We start from the raw sequence: 20,450 nt of genomic DNA, 5'->3' as shown, positions 1-20,450 counted from the left end.
AGCCTTACAGGCTGCGGGGGCAACATTTGCTGACTGATCCTTCATTGCGCAGACAGAGCAGCAATATCGCTGTTAGCCCTGATAGTGCCGGTGTGCGGGTGATGTTTGGGAATGGAGTCAGCAAGCGAGCTGACGCTTACGGGAAGTAAGTTTACATCAAACGTCAATATTCCCTGCCCGCAACGCATTCGACTCGATAAACGCCCGCCGCGGCTCGACATCATCCCCCATGAGGGTAGTAAAGATCCCATCGGCCGCAATCGCGTCTTCGATCTGCACCCGCAGCAACCGCCGCACTGCCGGATCCATCGTCGTTTCCCACAGCTGCTCGGGGTTCATCTCGCCGAGCCCCTTATAGCGTTGTTTCGAGACGTTGCGCTCCGCATCCGCCAGCAGCCACTTCATCGCGCTCTTGAAGTCCGCGACGGCCATGCTGCGCTCCCCGCGCTTGATGACTGCACCTTCCCCAATAAGCCCCTTGAACGTATTCGCCGTCGTCACAAGCTGCTGATAATCCGCCGTGTGCTGGAATTCCTGATCGATGACCGAAACGCGCACATTACCGTGATGCGTCCGTTCGACATGCAGCGCCCGCTGTTCACGAACCGCGTCATACGAAGGCACGACCCGCACTTCGTTCTTCAGCGCGTCATCATGCAACGCCGCGTGCAGCGCCTTAGCCGACGCCTCGGTTGAAGCCTCGCTGGAGAGATCGATCACCACGCCATCCATGACCGCTTCCAGCGCCGCCGGGTCATACAACCGGCTCAACCGCTCGATCACGCTCTGCGACAGCAGATACGACCGTGCCAGCTCCCCGAGCGCATCGCCCGAAATCGCCGCCGCATTCTCACCCGGCACGAGCTCCGACCCTTGCAGCGCCAACCGCAGCATATGCGCGTTGAGCTCCACATCATCCTTCAGATACCGCTCATCCTTACCCGCCTTGATCTTGTAAAGCGGCGGCTGCGCGATATACACGTACCCGCGTTCGATCATGTCCGGCATCTGGCGATAGAGGAACGTGAGCAGCAGCGTCCGGATGTGCGCACCGTCCACGTCCGCGTCGGTCATGATGATGATGCGGTGATAGCGGAGCTTCTCGAGGTTGTAGTCGTCCTTACCGATCCCGCACCCAAGCGCGGTCACGAGCGTGACGATCTGCTCCGACGACAGCAGCTTGTCGTAGCGTGCCTTCTCGACGTTCAGCACCTTGCCGCGCAGCGGCAGAATGGCCTGGAACTTCCGATCACGCCCTTGCTTCGCCGACCCACCTGCGGAGTCACCCTCGACGATGTAGATTTCGCACTTCGCCGGGTCCTTCTCCTGACAGTCCGCGAGCTTGCCGGGCAGACCAACACCGTCGAGCACACCCTTGCGTCGCGTCATCTCACGCGCCTTCCGCGCCGCATCCCGCGCCCGAGCAGCCTCAACGATCTTCCCGCAAATGATCTTCGCGTCGATCGGCGTCTCGAGCAGGAACTCTTCGAGCGCCTTCGCGACGACTTCCTCAACCGGCGCACGAACCTCGGAAGAAACCAGCTTGTCCTTCGTCTGCGAGCTGAACTTCGGCTCCGGCACCTTCACGGACAGCACGCACGACAGCCCTTCGCGCATGTCATCGCCGGTCGTCTCGACCTTCGCCTTCTTCGCGATTTCGTTGTCGGTGATGTACTTGTTGATGACGCGCGTCATCGCGGCCCGCAGGCCGGTCAGGTGCGTACCGCCGTCGCGTTGCGGAATGTTGTTCGTGAAGCACAGCACGTTTTCGTTGTAGCTGTCGTTCCACTGCATCGCGACTTCGACGCCCACGCCGTCCTTCTCGCCGTTGGCGAAGAACACCGTCGGGTGCAGCGTGCTCTTGGTTTTGTTGATGAACTCGACGAAGCCCTTCACACCGCCGGCGAACGCGAAATCGTCTTCCTTGCCCGAACGCAGATCGGTGAGACGAATCCGCACGCCGTTGTTCAGGAACGAAAGCTCGCGCATCCGCTTCGCGAGGATGTCGTAGTGATACTCGACCGTGCCGAAAATGGTCGGATCGGCCATGAAGTGCACTTCGGTGCCGCGGTTCTCGGTGTCGCCGGTCACGAGCATCGGCGACACTTCCACGCCGTCCACCACCTCGATCACGCGATCCTGCGCGACGCCGCGGTGGAACTCCATGAACCGCTTCTTGCCGTCGCGGCGCACGGTGAGGCGCAGCCAGCTCGACAGCGCGTTCACGCACGACACGCCCACGCCGTGCAGGCCGCCCGACACCTTGTAGCTGTTCTGGTCGAACTTGCCGCCGGCGTGCAGCTCGGTCATCACGATCTCGGCGGCGCTGCGCTTCGGCTCGTGCTTGTCGTTCATCTTCACGTCGGTCGGAATCCCGCGGCCGTTGTCGGTCACGGAAATCGAGTTGTCGGCGTGAATCGTCACGTGGATGTCGTTGCAGTACCCGGCCAACGCTTCGTCGATCGAGTTGTCGAGCACCTCGAACACGAGGTGGTGCAGACCGGTGCCGTCCGACGTGTCGCCGATGTACATCCCGGGGCGCTTGCGCACCGCTTCCAGCCCCTCGAGGATCTGGATCGACGAGGCGCCGTAGCTGCTGTTATCGGGTTGCGAATTGTGCTGTTCACTCATGGATATCTTCCGGTTCTGCGGGGCCACTCTCGTGGCGGCGCGGTGCGTTTCAGCGGGGGGAAATCGCCGGCCGCTCGAGTTTCCTGGCCCGCCCCGGGCGCCGAAAAGGCACCGAAGGGGCGGGTTGTCGGTTCGCCATAAAAACGCCAAAGGGGCTTGCCGCCCCCTGGTGTGTGTCGCGATGTCGAGCGCGTCAGATGCGCATCGGCATCACGACATACTTGAACTCGTCGTTCTCGGGCACGGTGATCAGTGCGCTCGAGCTGGCGTCGCCGAGGCTCACCTGCACGGTGTCGACCTTCAGGTTCGCGAGCACGTCGAGCAGATACGTGACGTTGAAGCCGATGTCGACGGTATCGCTCTGGTAGGCGATTTCGAGTTCTTCCTGCGCCTCTTCCTGATCGGCGTTGGTCGACATGATCTTCAGCTGGCCCGGCGCGACGATGCAGCGCACGCCCTTGAACTTGTCCGAGGTCAGGATCGCCGCGCGCTGCAGCGAACGCTGCAGTTCTTCGCGGCCGATCTCGAACGTGTTCTTGTGCGCCTTCGGGATCACGCGCTGGAAGTCGGGGAACTTGCCCTCGACGAGTTTCGACACGAGCTCGACCTGGCCGAACGTGAACTTGGCCTGGGTTTGCGCGATGTCGATGGTGACAGTGTCGTCGATGTCCTCGAGCAGGCGCTGCAGCTCGAGAATCGTCTTGCGCGGCACGATGACTTCCTGGCGGCCGAACGTGCCGCCTTCGAGCTTCATCGACGAGAACGCGAGGCGGTGGCCGTCGGTGGCCACGGCCATCAGCTGGTCGCCGTCGACGACGAGCAGCATGCCGTTCAGGTAGTAGCGGATGTCCTGCTGCGCCATCGCGAAGTGCACCATGCCGAGCAACTGGCGGAACGACTTCTGCGGGACGGTGAGCGTGGCGCCGAAATCCTTCGCCTGCGCGACGGTCGGGAATTCGTCGGCCGCCAGCGTCTGCAGTGCGAAACGGCTCTTGCCCGATTGAACGGTGAGGCGCTTGTCGGCGAGCGACAGCGTGACCTGGCCGTCAGGCATCGCGCGCAGGATGTCGAGCAGCTTGCGGGCCGCGACGGTGGTCGCGATCTGGTCGCCGCCGACGCCGAAATCGGCGCGCGTGGTGATCTGCAGCTCCAGGTCGGTCGACAGGAATGAAACGTCCGGGCCGTTCTTGGTGATCAGCAGGTTGGCGAGGATCGGCAACGTATGGCGGCGTTCGACGATGCCGCTGACCGTTTGCAGCGGCCTGAGGAGGGTGTCTCGTTCGGTCTTGACCAGTTGCATAGAGTTCCTTCGTTGAGTAACGGCCTGCAGCGCAGCAGCCACGCAGCGCCCCGCCGGCCGGGCTCTTGGCCCGCCACCACCGGGGCGGTCAAACCAGTATTGTGCCTCAAAACCGAACCGCCCCCCTTAAATTGGGGCGGAGGCCGAATTATCAAGCGCGCCGGCCCGTTCAGCCCTTCAGTGTCTGTTCCAGCACGTGCAGCTCGTGATTGAGCTGCGCGTCCTTGCTGCGCTCGTCGGCAATCTTGCGCACCGCGTGCAGCACGGTGGTGTGATCGCGCCCGCCGAACAGCTCGCCGATTTCCGGCAGGCTCTTCTGCGTGAGTTCCTTCGCGAGATACATCGCAATCTGCCGCGGCCGCGCGATGTTCGCGGGGCGCTTCTTCGAGTACATGTCCGCGACCTTGATGTTGTAGAAGTCGGCGACGGTCTTCTGGATGTTCTCGACCGAAATCTGCCGGTTCTGCACGGTCAGCAGGTCCTTCAGCGCTTCCTTGGTCAGCTCGATCGAGATCTCTCGACCGTGGAACTTCGAATACGCGAGGATCTTGCGTAGCGCGCCTTCGAGTTCGCGCACGTTCGAGCGCAGGTGCTTCGCGACGAAGAACGCGACGTCTTCCGACAGGTTCACGCCTTCCGATTGCGCCTTGCGCATCAGGATCGCCACGCGCATCTCGAGCTCGGGCGGCTCGATCGCGACGGTGAGGCCGGAGTCGAAGCGCGAGATCAGGCGATCGTCGATGCCCGAGATTTCCTTCGGATACGTGTCGCTGGTGATGATCACCTGCGCCTTGTTCGCGACGAGCGCTTCGAACGCGTAGAAGAATTCCTCTTGCGTGCGCGACTTGCCGGAGAAGAACTGGATATCGTCGATCAGCAGCAGGTCGAGCGAGTGGTAGTAGCGCTTGAAGTCGTCGAATGCCTTGCGCTGGTACGCCTTCACCACGTCGGACACGTACTGTTCCGCGTGGATGTAGCGGATCCGCGCGCCGGCCTTGTCGAGCAGCAGCTGATTGCCGATCGCGTGGATCAGGTGGGTCTTGCCGAGGCCGACGCCACCGTACAGGAACAGCGGGTTGTACGAGATGCCGGGGTTGTCCGCGACCTGGATCGCGGCGGCGCGCGCGAGCTGGTTCGCTTTACCGGTCACGAAGTTGTCGAACGTGAGCACCGGGTTCAGCTTCGAACGTTCGTACATCGAATCGGCTTCGCCGCCGTTGGCGGGCGCGGCGCCCGGGCCCGGACGCCACGTGCGGCGGCCGGCCGCCGCTTCGTGCGCGGGCAGGCTCGGCAGATCGATGTCGGCGTCGTCGGCGTTCAGGTGGTGCGCGGCGGCCGCGGACGGCGTCATCGGTACGTCGGCCGGCGCACTGGGCGCCGCGGCGGCATGCGCGGTCAGGTTGGCGGCGATCGCGGCGACCGTCGCGGCCGGGCCGCTCGGGGGCAGCGGCGCACGCGGGGCGGCCGGTGCGGCGCCCGCGGGCGCGCTGCGCATGCCGGCCTTCGGATCGAGGACGAACTGGACTTCGATCGGCGTGTTCCAGAATTCTCGGGCCAGATCGGAGATGCGGCCCGAAAACTGGCTCTTGACCCAATCCAGCTTGAAGCGGTTCGGCGCGGCGATGGACAGCGTGTTCGCCGACGCATCGAAGGCCACCGGGGCCAAGGGTTTGATCCACGTCACGTACTGCTGGGGCGTCAGCTCGCGCTCCAGCAGTGCGGAACAGTGTTGCCAGAAATCGTTCATCAAGTAGCTGTCGTTTTTTGCATGCACAGCGCGGCTCGCCGGCGCCCTTGTCGCGGTCGCGCAACAAGGCCCGAAGCGGTCGTGCGAGCGTGCCTCGGACACCTGCGTCACAGTCCTGGAGGGGCAGGCGGGCGCCGAAGCGGCGTGCGGGATTCTTGGAGATAAGGCGAGATTCTAACGCCAAACGCGGCCACAGCGGGACTTATCCACAGGCTGGGATTGTGGGGCGCGGGGCCGGATCGGAGTGGGCCGGCACAGGCGGACGACTCCTAAAGTATTGACCGTCAAGAGAAAAACGGTTTAAATAGCGGGTTCCGCGAAAACCAATCCTGTATTCCCGGCGATTGCGTTCGCCCGAATGCCTCCGGTTAAGGGCACGCGGTCCCCTGAATTTCGACATTCTCGAACAAGTGAGAACATCATGAAACGTACTTACCAACCGTCCGTGACGCGCCGCAAGCGCACCCATGGCTTCCGTGTCCGCATGAAGACGGCAGGCGGCCGCAAGGTCATCAACGCTCGCCGCGCGAAGGGCCGCAAGCGCCTCGCCATCTAAGGCAGGTTGCGCGCTGTGTCCGCCGTCCGCAGTTCTGCGGAAGGTGCCGTCGAGCCGGGTGCGAATCCGTCGCAGACGAAAGCCGCCTTCCCGAAAGCTGCGCGACTTCTGAAAACGGATGAATTTTCATCCGTTTTTCGTTTGCGCCCCTGGCGGCGCTCCGCGCACTTCGTGATTTACGGCAAGCCGACCGGCCAGCCCGCGCGTCTGGGGCTCGTCATCGGCAAGAAGTATGCGCCGCGAGCGGTGACCCGTAACCTCGTGAAGCGGCTGGCGCGCGATGCGTTTCGCTTGCGCCGGGCCGAATTCGCCGGTTACGACCTGCTGCTGCGGCAGCACACGCGCTTCGACAAGAAAGCGCTGCCGAGCGCGGCTTCCGCCCCGCTCGCGGTGATGTGTGCGGCCGAGATCCGCGAGCTGCTCGACAAGGCAGCCCGGGAAATCGCCCGCCGCGCGTCGAAGCCCGCGTCCGAGTGACGCATCCGTGCCCGGTGCGGCGTTCGCGCCCGCCCGGCCGGTTTTGACGCGGCGTCGTACGGCGCCGCCCAAGGTATGAAAACGGTATTGATCGCCTTGCTGCGCTTCTACAAGGTTGCCGTGAGCCCGATGCTCGGCAACCGTTGCCGTTTTTATCCTTCCTGTTCGGATTACGCGCGCGAGGCAATCCAGTATCATGGCGCCGCGCGCGGCACGTATCTCGCCGTCAGGCGCGTGTGCCGATGCCATCCGTTTTCCGCGGGCGGCATCGACCTCGTCCCGCCGCCCAACTCCGACACTCGCGCTCGCGGCGAAGCCGACGCGCGGTCCCATCGACTCTGAGACAACGCATGGATATCAAACGCACCGTCCTATGGGTGATCTTCTTCATGTCAGCTGTCATGCTGTACGACAACTGGCAGCGGGACCATGGACGCCCGTCGATGTTCTTCCCGAGCGCCACGCACACGGCCCCGGCCGCTGCCGGCGGCGCATCGGGCACGGGCGCGACGACCGCAGGTGACGTGCCTGCCGCCGCAGCCGGCGCCGCACCGTCGACGACGGCCCCGGTCGCGCAGGCGCAGCTCGTGAAATTCTCGACCGACGTGTACGACGGCGAAATCGACACGCGCGGCGGCACGCTCGCGAAGCTGACGCTGAAGAAGCAGGGCGACGGCAAGCAGCCCGACCTGTACATCACGCTGTTCGACCACACGGCCGGCCACACGTATCTCGCACGCACGGGCCTGCTCGGCGGCGATTTCCCGAACCACAACGACGTCTACACGCAGGTCAATGCGGGCCCGACGTCGCTGACGGGCGATCAGAACACGCTGAAGCTGTCGTTCGAATCGCCGGTGAAGGGCGGCGTGAAGGTCGTGAAGACCTACACGTTCACGCGCGGCAGCTACGTGATCGGCGTCGACACCAAGATCGACAACGTCGGCACGGCGCCCGTCACGCCGACGGTCTACATGGAACTGGTGCGCGACAACACGGCCGTCGAAACGCCGATGTTCTCGCACACGTTCCTCGGGCCGGCGGTCTATACGGACGCGAAGCACTTCCAGAAGATCGACTTCAGCGACCTCGACAAGAACAAGGCGAACTTCGAGAAGTCCGCGGACAACGGCTGGGTCGCGATGGTGCAGCACTACTTCGCGTCGGCCTGGATTCCGCAGCAGGGCGCGAAGCGCGACATCTACGCCGAAAAGATCGATCCGGCGCTGTACCGTGTCGGCGTGAAGCAACCGGTCGCCGCGATCGCGCCGGGCCAGTCGGCCGACGTGCAGGCGCGCCTGTTCGCCGGTCCGGAAGAAGAGCGCATGCTCGAAGGCATCGCGCCCGGCCTGGAGCTCGTGAAGGACTACGGTTGGGTGACGATCATCGCGAAGCCGCTGTTCTGGCTGCTCGAGAAGATCCACAGCTACGTCGGCAACTGGGGTTGGGCGATCGTGCTGCTGACCGTGCTGATCAAGGCCGTGTTCTTCCCGCTGTCGGCGGCGAGCTACAAGTCGATGGCGCGCATGAAGGAAATCACGCCGCGCATGCAGGCGCTGCGCGAACGCTTCAAGAGCGATCCGCAGAAGATGAACGCCGCGCTGATGGAGCTGTACAAGACCGAGAAGGTCAATCCGTTCGGCGGCTGCCTGCCGGTCGTGATCCAGATCCCGGTGTTCATCTCGCTGTACTGGGTGCTGCTCGCCTCGGTCGAAATGCGCGGCGCGCCGTGGATTCTGTGGATTCATGACCTATCGCAGCGCGATCCGTTCTTCATCCTGCCGGTGCTGATGGCCGTGTCGATGTTCGTGCAGACGAGCCTGAACCCGACGCCGCCGGATCCGGTCCAGGCGAAGATGATGAAGTTCATGCCGATCGCGTTCTCGGTGATGTTCTTCTTCTTCCCGGCCGGCCTGGTGCTGTACTACGTCGTCAACAACGTGCTGTCGATCGCGCAGCAGTACTACATCACGCGCAAGCTCGGCGGCGTCAAGAAGAAGCCGGCCTGACGCCCGTTGCATTCGCGGGCGGCCAGCCGCCCGCGATGCTCGCAAAAAAGCCGCATGGTTCGTGACCATGCGGCTTTTTGTTTCCCGGCGACGGCAGCGCGCGCGGTTGCTGCCGTTCAGGCTTTCTTCGCTTCGGGTTTCGGATCGCCGTAGAACTGCTCGACCAGTTCCTGAACGAGGTAGCGCTGGTGGGGAGACAGCGCCTCGATCTTCGATGCGAGTTCGATCGTCTCGGGCGTCGGCGGATAGCGTTCGTCGCGCGGCAGCGGTTGCGGCGTCGGATGTTCGATCACGCTCGGCGACGGCCCGTAATGCAGCCAGTGCACTTCGACGCGCAACCATTCGGCAAGCGTTTCGAGTTTGTCCGACGTCGGGATCGTGCGGCCCGTCAACCATTTGTGCGCGGTTTGCGGCGAAACGGGATGCGTTCCGCGATGGCGCAGATTGAATCGGTTCGCCAGCTCCGTCGCGCCCGTGACCTTCTCCGGGCTGCGCCGCAGGGCAAATTTCAGGCGTTCCGAGAACGCGGCTTTTTCTTCGGATGTCGGCATGGGGAGATTGTGCAATTCCATCGCCGCGTCTCAGACAACCATATGAGATAAACGTATCTTATTCGGACGAATCCCGGCCCTGATCAGGATGGGCGGTGAAATTGAGGGACGCAGTGCCGAGCCCCTCCGGCACGCATACTTGTCCGAAATGGCCGGTGTGTGATGATGCCGGACTAATACTTGGCTTATCCCCGGCGGGATAAATTCGGGCGAGTCCGAATCCGGCGTCGCGGCCGGTGGCGGGCGAGCCGGCACGCTACAATGCCGGCGTTCCGATGCCCGAACTGTTGTGCGGGCGCGCCATTGACTCGCTGCTTACCCGATTTCTCCGATTCCCATGCTCGCTACCGATTCCGATCCGATCGTCGCCATTGCCACTGCTGCCGGCCGGGGCGGCATCGGGGTCGTCCGCGTATCGTTCGGGCGCGGCGGCGAGGCGGCCGCGCTGCCGCTGATCGACGCGTTGTGCGGGCAGAAGCTCGCGCCGCGTCATGCGAGCTACGTGCCGTTCCTCGACGCGCACGGCGCGCCGCTCGACCGCGGGATCGCGCTGTATTTCCCGGCGCCGCATTCGTATACCGGCGAGCACGTGCTCGAACTGCAGGGGCATGGCGGGCCGATCGTGATGCAGTTGCTGCTGCAGCGCTGCCTGGATGCGGGGCGCGGCTTCGGGCTGCGGCTCGCGGAGCCGGGCGAGTTCACGCGGCGCGCGTTCCTGAACGACAAGCTCGACCTCGCGCAGGCCGAGGCCGTTGCCGACCTGATCGAGGCGAGCACCGAGGCGGCCGCGCGCTCGGCCGGGCGTTCGCTCGACGGCGCGTTCTCGCGGCAGATCCATGCGCTCGTCGACGACGTGATCACGCTGCGGATGCTGGTCGAGGCGACGCTCGATTTTCCGGAGGAGGAAATCGACTTCCTGGAAGCGGCCGACGCGCGCGGCAAGCTCGCGAAGATCCGTGCGCAGCTCGCGCACGTGCTCGGCGATGCGCGGCAGGGTGCGCTGTTGCGCGAAGGGCTGTCGGTCGTGCTCGCGGGGCAGCCGAACGTCGGCAAGTCGTCGCTGCTGAATGCGCTGGCGGGCGCCGAGCTGGCGATCGTCACGCCGATCGCCGGAACGACGCGCGACAAGGTCGCGCAGACGATCCAGGTCGAAGGGATTCCGCTGCACATCATCGATACGGCCGGGCTGCGCGAGACGGAGGACGAAGTCGAGCGGATCGGCATTGCGCGCACGTGGAGCGAGATCGAGCGCGCGGATGTCGTGCTGCATCTGCTCGATTCGCGCACGGGGATGACGCCCGACGACGGGACGATCGCGGCGCGGTTTCCGGCCGGCGTGCCGGTGGTGCGCGTGCTGAACAAGACGGATCTGACCGGCGTGCCGGCAAGCGTCGAGCATCCGGCGGCGGAAGGTGATCTGACCGAGGTGCATCTGTCGGCGAAGCGCGGCGACGGCATCGACATGCTGCGCGCGGAGTTGTTGCGGATTGCCGGGTGGCAGGCGGGGGCCGAGGGCGTTTATCTGGCGCGCGAGCGGCATCTGATCGCGCTGCGGGCCGCGCAGGCGCATCTCGCGCAGGCGGCCGATCACGCGGAGCAGCGCGCGCAGTCGCTCGATCTGTTCGCCGAGGAGCTTCGGCTCGCGCAGGAGCAACTCAATTCGATTACCGGGGAGTTTACTTCGGATGATCTGCTGGGGGTGATTTTCAGCAGGTTTTGTATTGGGAAATAATCCTAGGGTTGTTGATCTCGTGGGGTGCCGCTTCATCTGCCTGCATCGTATCGGCACGCCCGGTCATACCTCTGTACGCTCCAGGACCGGGTAGCTGAATGGGGCAATGGGGCACTGTTTGCCTAAACGCCCTATTTGGGCAGTTTGGGGTCGACAACTCGGCGCAAACCTCTCGTGACGGCTCTGTCGTGCGATCGACTACCGCCGGCTCAACAAACCCTCGTGTTGCTCGTTCACCACGGGCCCATGCTTATGGCAAGCCGTCTGCTCGTCCGTCTCCAGATCTGGTTCGCAATTGAGCACGCCCAGTGGAGCCCGCGCCGCACCGTATCTCGTTGCGCCACGACCAACTGTGCGAAGGGATGCGAGCGCTCGCCTCGGCTCAAGTGGCCGACTCGAAGGTAATGGGCTAGCGATCTCAGCGGCCGGCGTATTTCGTTGACAGATAGACCTTAAGGGTCTAAATTGAATCGCGTTGGGTAACGCTCCGCGTAGCCCGCTACCTCCGAAAGGAACGACATTATGAATAGCATCGTATTTGCGCGAATTCCGCACGACCACGCTTATGGCCCTCAAATATTTCCCGCCGACGCCGGAAGACCTGCGTGCGCTGAAAGTGCGCCTCGGATTCACCGGCGAGCAGATGGCTCAGATGTTCGGATTGGCTGGCAACAGTCAGTGGCGAAAGTACACGGGGGGAGTCGAGCCGAGACCGATGTCGTTGCCGATGCTGTTCCTAGCGCTAGCACTGCAGGATCGTTCCGCGACTGTCGACGAAGTACTCGAGAAGTGTCGGGAGGTCGGTGCAACGATCGAGCTGGACGACGAGTAACCGCCGACTGCGTGCTTGCTGCTACCTTTCGGAATACTCTTCCCAAATCTGCCGATCCGCTCCCCCTCATACCGAGTGCCTGGTGGAACGGTCGGCCGTCGAAGCCCGTGATCACTCTCACATCCGAGCTATTCGAACTTACCGGTACCCGTGCTACAGAACACTGGCTGAATGTTTGCCCGGTGACGTACCTGAGCCGGTGGTGTCGGTCGATGTTCAGTAGACTAATCGCTAGCTTCGGTCGTATTCCCTCCCGTGCGGACGGCTGCGCAGCGTTCAAACGCCGCATTGAGGCCGCAATTCGCACCGACTGCAAAGTCTCGGAGGTGTGTGCATGAGAATCTCCGCCACCAAAATCATTCTTCGCTGTTTGCTCGGTGCAGTGAAGGCACATGCGTTTCCTGTGATCGCTGAGATCGGGCCTCGGGTGGGCCATGCGGCGCGTTGCGTAGAAAATTCGGAGGCGCATCATGCCTCAAAATGATGACACAACCTTATCTATCGAGGAGGCGCGCCGCGAACTGCTGCAGGCATCGCGTCAACTTAGTGTCTTGTTGCTCGATTTGTCGCTGGATCCCGAACGGGTGTTTGAACACTTTGCCGTACGTCGTGACGCCTTCTTCGAACTGTTGTCGGATCTGAGCGTTAAGATCAATATGCGCCTGGAGGAAATGCTTCGTGAGTGAAAGCGCGAGTCTTCCCGTCGAGAAGCGACTCGATGCCGTGCAAGGCAAAGCGGAAGGCTAGTGGGGGCATTGCCCTTGTCCACGTCGCTTGGCTCAAACGTCCTTCGAAGACCCAGATTATCAACGGAATATTCGCTGCGATATTCGGCGGCAGCGGCCCTAGGGAGAGCGCTCGTATTTCCAGATCGACATAGTCGAACTGCTGGACGAACCGCATCGATTAGATACCGATCGCCATCTAATCGAAGACGCGGACAAGGATGCGCATCTCGAGCGTCTCCACGACCAAAAGCGCGCCGCGCTGCAGGTATTTTTGATGCATGCCGAGCCGATTTCGCCGGCTTGATCGGGCGAAGGTCCGGATCGCTGCTCCGGACCCTTCGCCAACGTCAATCCCAATGACGATGATGGTGGTAATACCCGCCATCCCCGTAATACCCGCCACCATCAGGCACCACGATACAGCCGCTCAACAACACGGCGACGCCGGCAATCAGCAAAAGGGTCTTCTTCATCGCGTTCACCTGCTCGGGTTCGATATGGAACCCAGCATAGCGAGCGCCCGCAACACCGGCTGTAAGCGTTGGTATCCCTGTCACGCAATCCGTAACGGCGGATTATTCCGGTCACAATGACCGTAACAATTAGCCAAACAGCAGACGTTTTCAGGCGACGACGACCCGGTTTCGCCCCATATCCTTCGCCCGGTACAGCGCGGCATCGGCGGCTTCGATCAACGCGTCGGGCGTCGACAGATCCTCGGCCGCTACGGTCGCGCAGCCGATGCTGACGCTCACGCGCCCGGCCGGTGAATCTGGCATCGCGAGGTCGAGCCGCAGCACGGCTTCGCGCGCTTCGTCGGCCACGACCCGCGCACCGCGCGCGCCGGTGTTCGGCAGCACGATCGCGAATTCCTCCCCGCCGTAGCGCGCGACGATATCGGCCGGCCGCCGCACGGCGCCGGCCAGTGCATTCGCGACGGCGATCAGGCACGCATCGCCCTTCACGTGACCAAACGCGTCGTTGTACGCCTTGAAGTGATCGACGTCGACCATCAGCAGCGACAGCGGTTCGCCCTGCCGTCGCGCGTGCAGGAACAGCGTGTGGAAACGATCGTTGAAGTGGCTGCGGTTGAACGCGCCGGTGAGCCCGTCGCGCGCGGAAGAGCGGATCAGCGTCGCATGCGCTTCGAACAACTGCTGATACAGCATCGTCACTTCCCACGCGAGCACGCACACGAGTACGCCGGGCGTGAACATGCTGAACACGCGTGCGACATACCAGCCGACCGTGAAGCGGTTCGTCGTCAGCAGGTTCAGCGTCGTGTCGGTCAGGCACGCGAGCACCGCGATCGCGAGCCACAGGTCGAGCGTCGTGCGCAGCCGGCCCGTGATGAGCACGGCCACGAGCGCGAGCACGTTGAGGATCCATACGACGAGCGCGATGCCGTTGACGGGCAGCACGGCTGAGTCGCGGGGCGGATGGAACGCGGGTGGCAGCGACACGTTCAGCGCGAGCGCGCACAGGAGTGCCGCCGCGACGGCTGGGCCGCCGACGAGCGCGATCGTCCAGCGGCGCGTCGCTTTTTCGCCGACCGGGGCGCGCGTGAGCCGCTCGCGTGCGAACAGCGCGGCCATCACGAAGCACGGAAAGCCGGCATGCCAGAAGATCCACATCCATGCCGCGCTCTGCGGGCGCGCGCCGAGCAGGCCGTGCGGCGCGAACACGCCGGGAAAGGTGAGCAGTTGCAGCGCGACGGCAAGTGCGGTGAACGCATAGGCGCCGCCGAGCGCCCCGAGCACGGGCTGGCGCGTCACGGTGAACTGCGCGCCGAGGAAGAACGCCGCGATGCTGGCGGTCGTGAACACGGTGAGCGCGCACATCGGCATGAACGGCTCGACGGCCGGCAGCGCGACGTTCGCGTGCGGCGCGGCGATCCCAAGCGCAAGCAGGATGACGAGCGCCGTCAGCGCGCCGAACCACAGCTGACGTTGCGTCGTGTGCTGGATCAGGATGCCTTCCATGGAGTCCCCCGGACACGCGTGCTCGAACACCCGATCTTGCGCCGAGCGGCATGCATCCGGTCGCGGCGCGACCGGCGCGGTCCGATCCTATCTCGTTATTGGTATCCGCTCAAATGCCGAGCCCCGGGCCGAAGTTGCCGGCGACGCAGCGCGTGACGGCGTCGACGTCCGCGTAATCCTGTTCGGGCAGGCCATCGAGCATCGACAGCACGTCGTTGCTGGCGCCGGCCTCGCGCGCGGCGTCGACGATCGTATCCTTGTTCGCCGGATAGCGGACGGCCGCCAGCACATCGGCGATCTGCAGGTCGATCGTTTCGTTCGGGATATCGTGTGGAGGAAGGGCGGGCTTGTCGTTCACGTCGGTGTCTCGCGGGTTGGGCGGGAATCGGATCGAAGCGCAAGAATCGTGCACCGCCTGCTACCCGGCCCAGGATGGCCCGGCGGGCGCGTGCGGATCGACGAGGATCGGCGTCAATGCCCGCGTCGCACGCGGCGCCACGGATGCTTCCAGTCGATGTGCGGTGCGTTCTCGTCGCGCGGATGCTGGCGGCGATGCTCCTGCCAGAGTTCGTCGGAAAACAGCGCAGCCACGATGACCAGCGGGAGCACGAGGAAAATGCCGAGTATGACTTGCTCGATCACGATAGCCTCCTTGCGGTGGCGGGAACCTTGCTCCCATTCTAGGCTCTGAACTGCGCCCGCGTTCAATTTCTTACAGTGCGAGACGGGCCGGGCGCGGCCGTGCCGCGCCGGCGTTCCGCACGTGCGCCGGCATCGAACAGGACATGAACATGCAACTCCAGAACGATACCCACACGCTCGCGCTACGACCGCTGGAGCGCCAGGACCTGCGCTTCGTCCACGAGCTGAACAACGACGCGAAGATCATGCGCTACTGGTTCGAGGAGCCGTACGAAACCTTCTCGGAACTGTCGCAACTGTACGACCGCCACGTGCACGACCAGCGTGAGCGCCGGTTCGTCGCGGTCGATGCGCAAGACGAACTGGTCGGCCTCGTCGAGCTGATCGAGCTGGACTACATCCACCGTCGCGGCGAGTTCCAGATCATCATCGCGCCGCACTGCCAGGGGCGCGGCTACGCGGGCCAGGCGACGCGTCTCGCGGTCGAGTACGCGTTCAAGGTGCTGAACATGCGCAAGCTTTACCTGATCGTGGATACGTCGAACGCGGCGGCGATCCATGTGTACGAGAAATGCGGATTCCAGCACGAGGCCGAATTGAAGGAAGAATTTTTCGGGAATGGCGCGTATCACAACGCTTATCGGATGTGCATCTTCCAGCACGATTATTTCGCGCGTCAGCCAATCGGGCTGAATAAAGCAGGGTAAACACCACACTGGTAAAAGGCGCTTGCGACGGGGCTTCGCAGGTGCCGAACGGATGCGGGGAACTACGGATAAATACGGATGCGCTTATATCTGGCATTTTTCTTGTTTCAGGTAAAAGCGATTCCGCGCTGCGGTAAAGTCGAATCGTTTCGGATGACTTTATGTGCAACGCATCAAAATGATCCGGATAGCGAAATGGATTATCCAAACCGTTCAATCGTCGCATTGTAAATTTGCTGAAAGCCTTGCCGGGTAACGCTTTCCGCCCGGCGGCGCGGGCCGGCGCATCGTTCGGCAGCCCGTGCCGCCCGCGCGTGTCGCGCCAAAAGCGGGCTGCGCACGGGGTGCGACAATCCGCCGCTATTGCGGTCGCACAACAAATGTGCTTGCTATCGTTTGCCGGTCTTCTAAAGTGAAAAACGTGGGTTCACGATCACCTTTAAACACATAGCTAACCCAGCCTGGTGCCCGCAAGCCTGGAGACAGAACATGATGAAGCGTACCGGTGTCCTTTTTGCCCTTGTCGGCGCATTTTGCGCTGTGTCGATTGCCCAGGCCGGCGGCGATTCGGCCGTCAAGCCGAAACAGGAAATCCAGCTGACGAAGAACGCATGGGGCTGCCTGTCGAAAGACAATCTGGACTCCGTACTGAGTCACGAACGTGACGGCAAGTCGCAGGCGAAGCAGCAGTACTTCGACGACTTCCGCTGCCTGTCGGTGCCGGAAGGCCAGCGCTTCCGCGTGGTATCGGTCGAGCAGGGCGACGTGCAGTTCGTCAGCGCCGACAACAGCGACCAGCAAGGCCTCTGGACCGATTCGCGCTTCGTCAAGCAGTAACCGTCCACTCACCGCGCCGTCGCACGACGCGCGAGCGCGCCGGCCTGTCGGGCCGGCGGCGCGAATCGAACACGGCCCGGCCCATGCCGGGCCGTTGTACTGTGGATCGCGCATGAAGCACGCCGGACGGCGCGCATTCGGTATCATCACGGCCCGACCGAACCGAATGCCCGCCCGGGCCGCATCCGCATGGCGCTGAAATCCACGATCTACAAAGCCGAACTGCAAATCGCCGACATGGATCGGCATTACTACGCCGATCACGCGCTGACGGTGGCGCGCCATCCGTCGGAAACCGACGACCGGATGATGGTGCGCATCGTCGCGTTCGCGCTGTTCGCGCACGAGCGGCTCGAATTCTGCAAGGGGCTGTCGGACGTCGATGAGCCCGATCTGTGGCAGAAGGACCTGACGGGCGCGATCGACGTATGGATCGAGGCCGGCCAGCCGGACGAACGGCGCATCTCGAAGGCGGCCGGCCGTGCCGGGCAGGTCACGGTGATCGCCTACGGCGGCAAGACGTCGGAGATCTGGTGGCAGGGCGTGCGCAGCAAGGTCGAACGGCTGCGCAACGTGCAGGTGCTGTCGCTCGCCGACGGCGTCGCGGCTGCGCTCGGGCGGCTCGCGGAGCGCACGATGCGCCTGCAGTGCACGGTGCAGGACGGCGCCGCATGGATCTCGAGCGCCGATCACGATCCGGTCGCGGTCGAGTGGACGGTACTGAAGGCGCGCGCCGACGCGTGACGGCCCGCGCGCCGGCCGCGTTCAGCCGAGCGCGGCCGGCGGCCCCTTGAATTCGACCATGTTTCCTTCGGGATCGAACAGGTAGATCGACGGCCCGTAGCCGCCGGCGCCGTAGCGTTGCGCCGGCGCTTCCGGCCGCGCGCCATGCGCGGCGAAATGGGCGATCAATGCGTCGGGATCGAACGGCTCGACGCGCAGGCACAGGTGGTCGAGGTTGCGCCCGGTGCCGGGCGGGCCGCTGTCGGGGCGGTCGATCGGGCCGCCGACCGCGAGCAGGTCGATCAGTGCATCGCCGGCGCGCAGCTGCACGAGGCCCAGGTCGGGCTGCTCCTTCTCCACATGGCAACCGACGGCGTCGCAGTAAAAACGTGTCATTGCCGCCATGTCGGTCACGCGCAGCACGATGTGATCGATTCCGCGGATGGTGGGCTTCATGGGCGGGCACTCCTTCGCAGTCGACGAGCATCGAGTGTAGACGCAACGCGCCTGCGCTGCCGGCCGGAGCGCGGCACAATCGACGGACGAAAAAAAGCCCGTTCACGCAGAGCGGAACGGGCTTAATCCATATCAGGAGGAGACATGGAGGAGACAGTTCCAACTATACACACGGCGATGGTGCGACGCAATATTCCGATTGCAAAAAAACGTCAGGACGACGATTTGTCGCATCCGCACTGCAGCAAAATGATGACGCGACGATGACGAAAGCCATGCGGGAGCGGCTGTCGCGCGCGTTTCGTCGGATTTATTTTTAGCGATGCGGCCCCGATTCATCGGTACGAATCACAGAGCAAGATTCAGGGCGCGACGGCATGTGCCGATGTCTAGAGTAGGCACCGTCTACACTAGAGAGTGCGAGGTTCAAATGAAAACCGCCTATCCGACCGACGAGGCCCGCTGGGCCGCCGTGACCGAACGCGATCCGCATGCGGATGGCGCGTTCTTCTATGCCGTCAGCACGACCGGCGTGTTCTGCCGGCCGACCTGCGCGTCGCGCCAGCCGCGCCGCGAGAACGTGTCCTTTTTCGCCGATCCGGCGGCCGCGCGCGCGGCCGGCTTCCGGCCCTGCAAGCGTTGCCAGCCGGAAGGGCTGCCGCGCGAGCTGGAAATCGTCAATCGCGCGTGCGCGGTGCTCGACGCGCACGCGGAGCGGCTCACGCTGCAGCAGTTGAGCGATGCCGTGCACGTGAGCCCGTTCCACCTGCAGCGGCTCTTCAAGCGCGTGGTCGGCGTGTCGCCGCGGCAGTACCAGGCCGCGCAGCGCGGCGCCGCGCTGCGGCAGGCGCTGCAAAGCGGGCAGCCGGTCACGCAGGCGGCCGTCGACGCGGGTTTCAATTCGCCGTCGCGGCTCTATGCGTCGGTGCCGCGCGAATTGGGGATGGCGCCGTCGTCCTTCCGCCGCCAGGGCGCGGGCTTGCGGATCGACTATGCGACCGCGCCGACGTCGCTCGGCACGGTGCTCGTCGCCGCCACCGAACAGGGCATCTGCCGGATCGCGTTCGGCGACGACGCGGCGTCGCTCGTCGGCGAGCTGAAGGCGGCGTTCGCGCGGGCCGAACTGGTCGAATCGCCGGCCCGGCTCGCGCCGTTCGTCACGCAGATCCGCGCGTACCTCGACGGCACGCGGCACGCATTCGACCTGCCGCTCGACATCGCGCCGACCGCGTTCCAGCAGCGCGTGTGGGAAGCGCTAACGCACATCCCGTACGGCGAAACGCGCAGCTATTCGGAGATCGCCGAGGCGCTCGGCTCGCCGCGCGCGGTGCGGGCGGTCGCGTCCGCGTGCGCGTCGAATCCGGTCGCGCTCGCGATCCCGTGCCACCGCGTCGTGCAAAAGGGCGGTGCGCTCGCCGGCTATCGCTGGGGCGTGCGCCGCAAGGCGACGCTGCTCGCGGCCGAGGCGCGTCATATCCACGACAACGATGAAGCCGAAGCCGAGACGGAGGGCAGTGCGGTTTGAGTATCGAGACGACGACGATCAAGTCCCTCGCGAACGGCGGCCCAGTGCCGCCGTCCGCGCAGATGGAGCTGCGCTACAAGGCGCCGTACGACTGGGCGCGCGTGCTGCGCTTCTTCAGCGGGCGCGCGATTCCGGGCGTCGAGCAGGTCGCGGACGGCGTGTATCGCCGCATCGTCGACCTGCACGGCATTGCAGGCCGGCTCACCGTCGCGAAACACCCGCGCAAGCATTGCCTGATCGCGACCGTCGAAGGGGCGCTCGCGCGTCACGTCGACGATGCGTTCGCCGCACGCGTCGCGACGATGTTCGACCTCGGCGCCGATCCGGCCGCGATCGGCGGCGGGCTCGCGCGCGACCCTTGGTTCGCGCCGCTCGTCGAGGCCGCGCCGGGGCTGCGCGTGCCGGGCGCGTGGTCGGGGTTCGAGCTGGCCGTGCGCGCGATCGTCGGCCAGCAGGTGAGCGTGAAGGCCGCGACGACGATCGTCGGCCGGCTCGTCGAACGGGCCGGCGAACGCGTGATTCATGAAGACGACGGCGCGCCCGCGTGGCGTTTCCCGACACCCGACGCGCTGGCCGCGTGCGATCTCGACAAGATCGGGATGCCCGGCAAGCGCGTGGCGGCGCTGACCGGCGTGGCGCGCGCGGTGGCGGCGGGCGACGTGCCGGTCGACCGCGCGCATGCCGATCTCGCGACGCTGCGCAGCGCATGGCTCGAGCTGCCCGGCATCGGCCCGTGGACCGTCGAATACATTGCGATGCGCGCGTGGCGCGACCCGGACGCGTGGCCGGCATCCGATCTCGTGCTGATGCAGTCGATCGCCGCGCGCGACCCGGCGCTCGACCGGCTCACCAGCCAGAAGCGCCGCACCGAAGGCTGGCGGCCGTGGCGTGCGTATGCGGCGCTGCATCTGTGGAACGAAGTGGCCGACCGGGCGGGCGGCGCGCGCGGCGGGTAAGCGCGGCGGCCCGCCACCGGGCGCGACCGCAACGCGGCCGGGCTGCAACCCGTTGCGCA

General features: G+C 64.5%; 21 protein-coding genes. 12 read left to right on the top strand and 9 right to left on the bottom strand.

Annotation, left to right across the window (positions count from 1 at the left end):
• Positions 1-156: 156 nt before the first annotated feature.
• The 3 genes from gyrB to dnaA form a co-directional block, all read right to left on the bottom strand.
• Positions 157-2,631, bottom strand: coding sequence for a DNA topoisomerase (ATP-hydrolyzing) subunit B (gene gyrB / locus WS89_RS12030; RefSeq protein ID WP_059791138.1), 2,475 nt, complete (start codon positions 2,629-2,631; stop codon positions 157-159).
• A gap of 193 nt (positions 2,632-2,824) precedes the next feature.
• Positions 2,825-3,931, bottom strand: a complete 1,107-nt coding sequence (dnaN, locus tag WS89_RS12025) for a DNA polymerase III subunit beta (RefSeq protein ID WP_059791137.1) — start codon at positions 3,929-3,931, stop codon at positions 2,825-2,827.
• A gap of 169 nt (positions 3,932-4,100) precedes the next feature.
• Complete coding sequence (dnaA, locus tag WS89_RS12020) at positions 4,101-5,678, bottom strand: chromosomal replication initiator protein DnaA (protein ID WP_059791155.1); 1,578 nt, start codon at positions 5,676-5,678, stop codon at positions 4,101-4,103.
• A gap of 421 nt (positions 5,679-6,099) precedes the next feature.
• Between dnaA and rpmH the strand changes: the two genes are divergently transcribed.
• From rpmH to yidC, 4 genes are all read left to right on the top strand, one after another.
• On the top strand, positions 6,100-6,234 hold the full coding sequence (gene rpmH / locus WS89_RS12015; RefSeq protein ID WP_004198824.1) for a 50S ribosomal protein L34: 135 nt from the start codon (positions 6,100-6,102) through the stop codon (positions 6,232-6,234).
• A 15-nt stretch (positions 6,235-6,249) separates the two neighbouring features.
• Positions 6,250-6,711, top strand: a complete 462-nt coding sequence (gene rnpA, locus WS89_RS12010; protein ID WP_059791135.1) for a ribonuclease P protein component — start codon at positions 6,250-6,252, stop codon at positions 6,709-6,711.
• A gap of 75 nt (positions 6,712-6,786) precedes the next feature.
• Entirely contained in the window at positions 6,787-7,053 is a 267-nt protein-coding gene (gene yidD, locus WS89_RS12005) for a membrane protein insertion efficiency factor YidD (protein WP_006489939.1), read from the top strand.
• 8 nt (positions 7,054-7,061) lie between these two features.
• Positions 7,062-8,720, top strand: coding sequence for a membrane protein insertase YidC (gene yidC / locus WS89_RS12000; RefSeq protein WP_059791133.1), 1,659 nt, complete (start codon positions 7,062-7,064; stop codon positions 8,718-8,720).
• A 116-nt stretch (positions 8,721-8,836) separates the two neighbouring features.
• Here yidC and WS89_RS11995 read toward each other — a convergent pair whose 3' ends face one another.
• Positions 8,837-9,271 (bottom strand): transcriptional regulator, encoded by a 435-nt coding sequence (locus WS89_RS11995; protein WP_059501495.1) that lies wholly within the window; start codon positions 9,269-9,271, stop codon positions 8,837-8,839.
• A 337-nt stretch (positions 9,272-9,608) separates the two neighbouring features.
• On the opposite strand from WS89_RS11995, the gene mnmE reads away from it, so the two are divergent.
• From mnmE to WS89_RS11980, 3 genes are all read left to right on the top strand, one after another.
• Complete coding sequence (gene mnmE, locus WS89_RS11990; RefSeq protein WP_059791131.1) at positions 9,609-11,003, top strand: tRNA uridine-5-carboxymethylaminomethyl(34) synthesis GTPase MnmE; 1,395 nt, start codon at positions 9,609-9,611, stop codon at positions 11,001-11,003.
• A gap of 565 nt (positions 11,004-11,568) precedes the next feature.
• On the top strand, positions 11,569-11,835 hold the full coding sequence (locus WS89_RS11985; RefSeq protein ID WP_059791129.1) for a hypothetical protein: 267 nt from the start codon (positions 11,569-11,571) through the stop codon (positions 11,833-11,835).
• A gap of 470 nt (positions 11,836-12,305) precedes the next feature.
• Positions 12,306-12,521 carry a hypothetical protein gene (locus WS89_RS11980; RefSeq protein WP_059791128.1) on the top strand — a complete coding sequence of 72 codons (216 nt, stop codon included), beginning with the start codon at positions 12,306-12,308 and terminating at the stop codon, positions 12,519-12,521.
• Between the two features lie 389 nt (positions 12,522-12,910).
• On the opposite strand, the gene WS89_RS34605 is transcribed toward WS89_RS11980, so the two are convergent.
• The 4 genes from WS89_RS34605 to WS89_RS34200 all read right to left on the bottom strand — a co-directional run bounded on the left by WS89_RS34605 (position 12,911) and on the right by WS89_RS34200 (position 15,187).
• Positions 12,911-13,036 (bottom strand): hypothetical protein, encoded by a 126-nt coding sequence (locus tag WS89_RS34605; protein ID WP_256980637.1) that lies wholly within the window; start codon positions 13,034-13,036, stop codon positions 12,911-12,913.
• A 150-nt stretch (positions 13,037-13,186) separates the two neighbouring features.
• A complete protein-coding gene (locus tag WS89_RS11970) occupies positions 13,187-14,545 on the bottom strand; it encodes a sensor domain-containing diguanylate cyclase (RefSeq protein ID WP_059791121.1) in 1,359 nt (452 codons plus the stop codon).
• 109 nt (positions 14,546-14,654) lie between these two features.
• Positions 14,655-14,903: a DUF2795 domain-containing protein gene (locus WS89_RS11965; protein ID WP_059791119.1), complete on the bottom strand. Its 249-nt coding sequence runs from the start codon at positions 14,901-14,903 to the stop codon at positions 14,655-14,657.
• A 113-nt stretch (positions 14,904-15,016) separates the two neighbouring features.
• The gene (locus WS89_RS34200; protein WP_006489933.1) at positions 15,017-15,187 is read right to left on the bottom strand and encodes a hypothetical protein; all 171 of its coding nucleotides are present in this window, start codon (positions 15,185-15,187) and stop codon (positions 15,017-15,019) included.
• A 149-nt stretch (positions 15,188-15,336) separates the two neighbouring features.
• Here WS89_RS34200 and speG point away from each other — a divergent pair, with 149 nt between their 5' ends.
• The 3 genes from speG to WS89_RS11950 all read left to right on the top strand — a co-directional run bounded on the left by speG (position 15,337) and on the right by WS89_RS11950 (position 17,475).
• On the top strand, positions 15,337-15,894 hold the full coding sequence (speG, locus tag WS89_RS11960) for a spermidine N1-acetyltransferase (protein ID WP_059501514.1): 558 nt from the start codon (positions 15,337-15,339) through the stop codon (positions 15,892-15,894).
• Between the two features lie 489 nt (positions 15,895-16,383).
• Positions 16,384-16,731 carry a surface attachment protein Sap1 gene (gene sap1, locus WS89_RS11955; protein WP_059501489.1) on the top strand — a complete coding sequence of 116 codons (348 nt, stop codon included), beginning with the start codon at positions 16,384-16,386 and terminating at the stop codon, positions 16,729-16,731.
• Between the two features lie 189 nt (positions 16,732-16,920).
• On the top strand, positions 16,921-17,475 hold the full coding sequence (locus WS89_RS11950) for a YaeQ family protein (RefSeq protein WP_059501487.1): 555 nt from the start codon (positions 16,921-16,923) through the stop codon (positions 17,473-17,475).
• 21 nt (positions 17,476-17,496) lie between these two features.
• On the opposite strand, the gene WS89_RS11945 is transcribed toward WS89_RS11950, so the two are convergent.
• Entirely contained in the window at positions 17,497-17,910 is a 414-nt protein-coding gene (locus WS89_RS11945; RefSeq protein WP_034208723.1) for a VOC family protein, read from the bottom strand.
• A gap of 430 nt (positions 17,911-18,340) precedes the next feature.
• Between WS89_RS11945 and ada the strand changes: the two genes are divergently transcribed.
• Both ada and WS89_RS11935 read left to right on the top strand, forming a co-directional pair.
• Complete coding sequence (ada, locus tag WS89_RS11940; protein WP_059501482.1) at positions 18,341-19,435, top strand: bifunctional DNA-binding transcriptional regulator/O6-methylguanine-DNA methyltransferase Ada; 1,095 nt, start codon at positions 18,341-18,343, stop codon at positions 19,433-19,435.
• On the top strand, positions 19,432-20,391 hold the full coding sequence (locus tag WS89_RS11935; RefSeq protein WP_059501479.1) for a DNA-3-methyladenine glycosylase family protein: 960 nt from the start codon (positions 19,432-19,434) through the stop codon (positions 20,389-20,391). Before ada ends, WS89_RS11935 begins: the two co-directional genes overlap by 4 nt.
• The last annotated feature ends 59 nt before the right edge of the window (positions 20,392-20,450 follow it).

This window comes from Burkholderia sp. MSMB1072 (assembly GCF_001524725.1).
GTDB lineage: Bacteria > Pseudomonadota > Gammaproteobacteria > Burkholderiales > Burkholderiaceae > Burkholderia.
The sequence above is the reverse complement of the archived record's forward strand: the minus strand, read 5'-3'. Positions and strand labels throughout refer to the sequence as shown.

Coding starts and splice junctions, on each gene's coding strand:
- gyrB (WP_059791138.1), bottom strand. CDS start 2,631: ATGAGTGAACAGCACAATTCGCAACCCGATAACAGCAGCTACGGCGCC.
- dnaN (WP_059791137.1), bottom strand. CDS start 3,931: ATGCAACTGGTCAAGACCGAACGAGACACCCTCCTCAGGCCGCTGCAA.
- dnaA (WP_059791155.1), bottom strand. CDS start 5,678: ATGAACGATTTCTGGCAACACTGTTCCGCACTGCTGGAGCGCGAGCTG.
- rpmH (WP_004198824.1), top strand. CDS start 6,100: ATGAAACGTACTTACCAACCGTCCGTGACGCGCCGCAAGCGCACCCAT.
- yidD (WP_006489939.1), top strand. CDS start 6,787: ATGAAAACGGTATTGATCGCCTTGCTGCGCTTCTACAAGGTTGCCGTG.
- yidC (WP_059791133.1), top strand. CDS start 7,062: ATGGATATCAAACGCACCGTCCTATGGGTGATCTTCTTCATGTCAGCT.
- WS89_RS11995 (WP_059501495.1), bottom strand. CDS start 9,271: ATGCCGACATCCGAAGAAAAAGCCGCGTTCTCGGAACGCCTGAAATTT.
- mnmE (WP_059791131.1), top strand. CDS start 9,609: ATGCTCGCTACCGATTCCGATCCGATCGTCGCCATTGCCACTGCTGCC.
- WS89_RS11985 (WP_059791129.1), top strand. CDS start 11,569: ATGGCCCTCAAATATTTCCCGCCGACGCCGGAAGACCTGCGTGCGCTG.
- WS89_RS11980 (WP_059791128.1), top strand. CDS start 12,306: ATGCCTCAAAATGATGACACAACCTTATCTATCGAGGAGGCGCGCCGC.
- WS89_RS34605 (WP_256980637.1), bottom strand. CDS start 13,036: ATGAAGAAGACCCTTTTGCTGATTGCCGGCGTCGCCGTGTTGTTGAGC.
- WS89_RS11970 (WP_059791121.1), bottom strand. CDS start 14,545: ATGGAAGGCATCCTGATCCAGCACACGACGCAACGTCAGCTGTGGTTC.
- speG (WP_059501514.1), top strand. CDS start 15,337: ATGCAACTCCAGAACGATACCCACACGCTCGCGCTACGACCGCTGGAG.
- sap1 (WP_059501489.1), top strand. CDS start 16,384: ATGATGAAGCGTACCGGTGTCCTTTTTGCCCTTGTCGGCGCATTTTGC.
- WS89_RS11950 (WP_059501487.1), top strand. CDS start 16,921: ATGGCGCTGAAATCCACGATCTACAAAGCCGAACTGCAAATCGCCGAC.
- WS89_RS11945 (WP_034208723.1), bottom strand. CDS start 17,910: ATGAAGCCCACCATCCGCGGAATCGATCACATCGTGCTGCGCGTGACC.
- ada (WP_059501482.1), top strand. CDS start 18,341: ATGAAAACCGCCTATCCGACCGACGAGGCCCGCTGGGCCGCCGTGACC.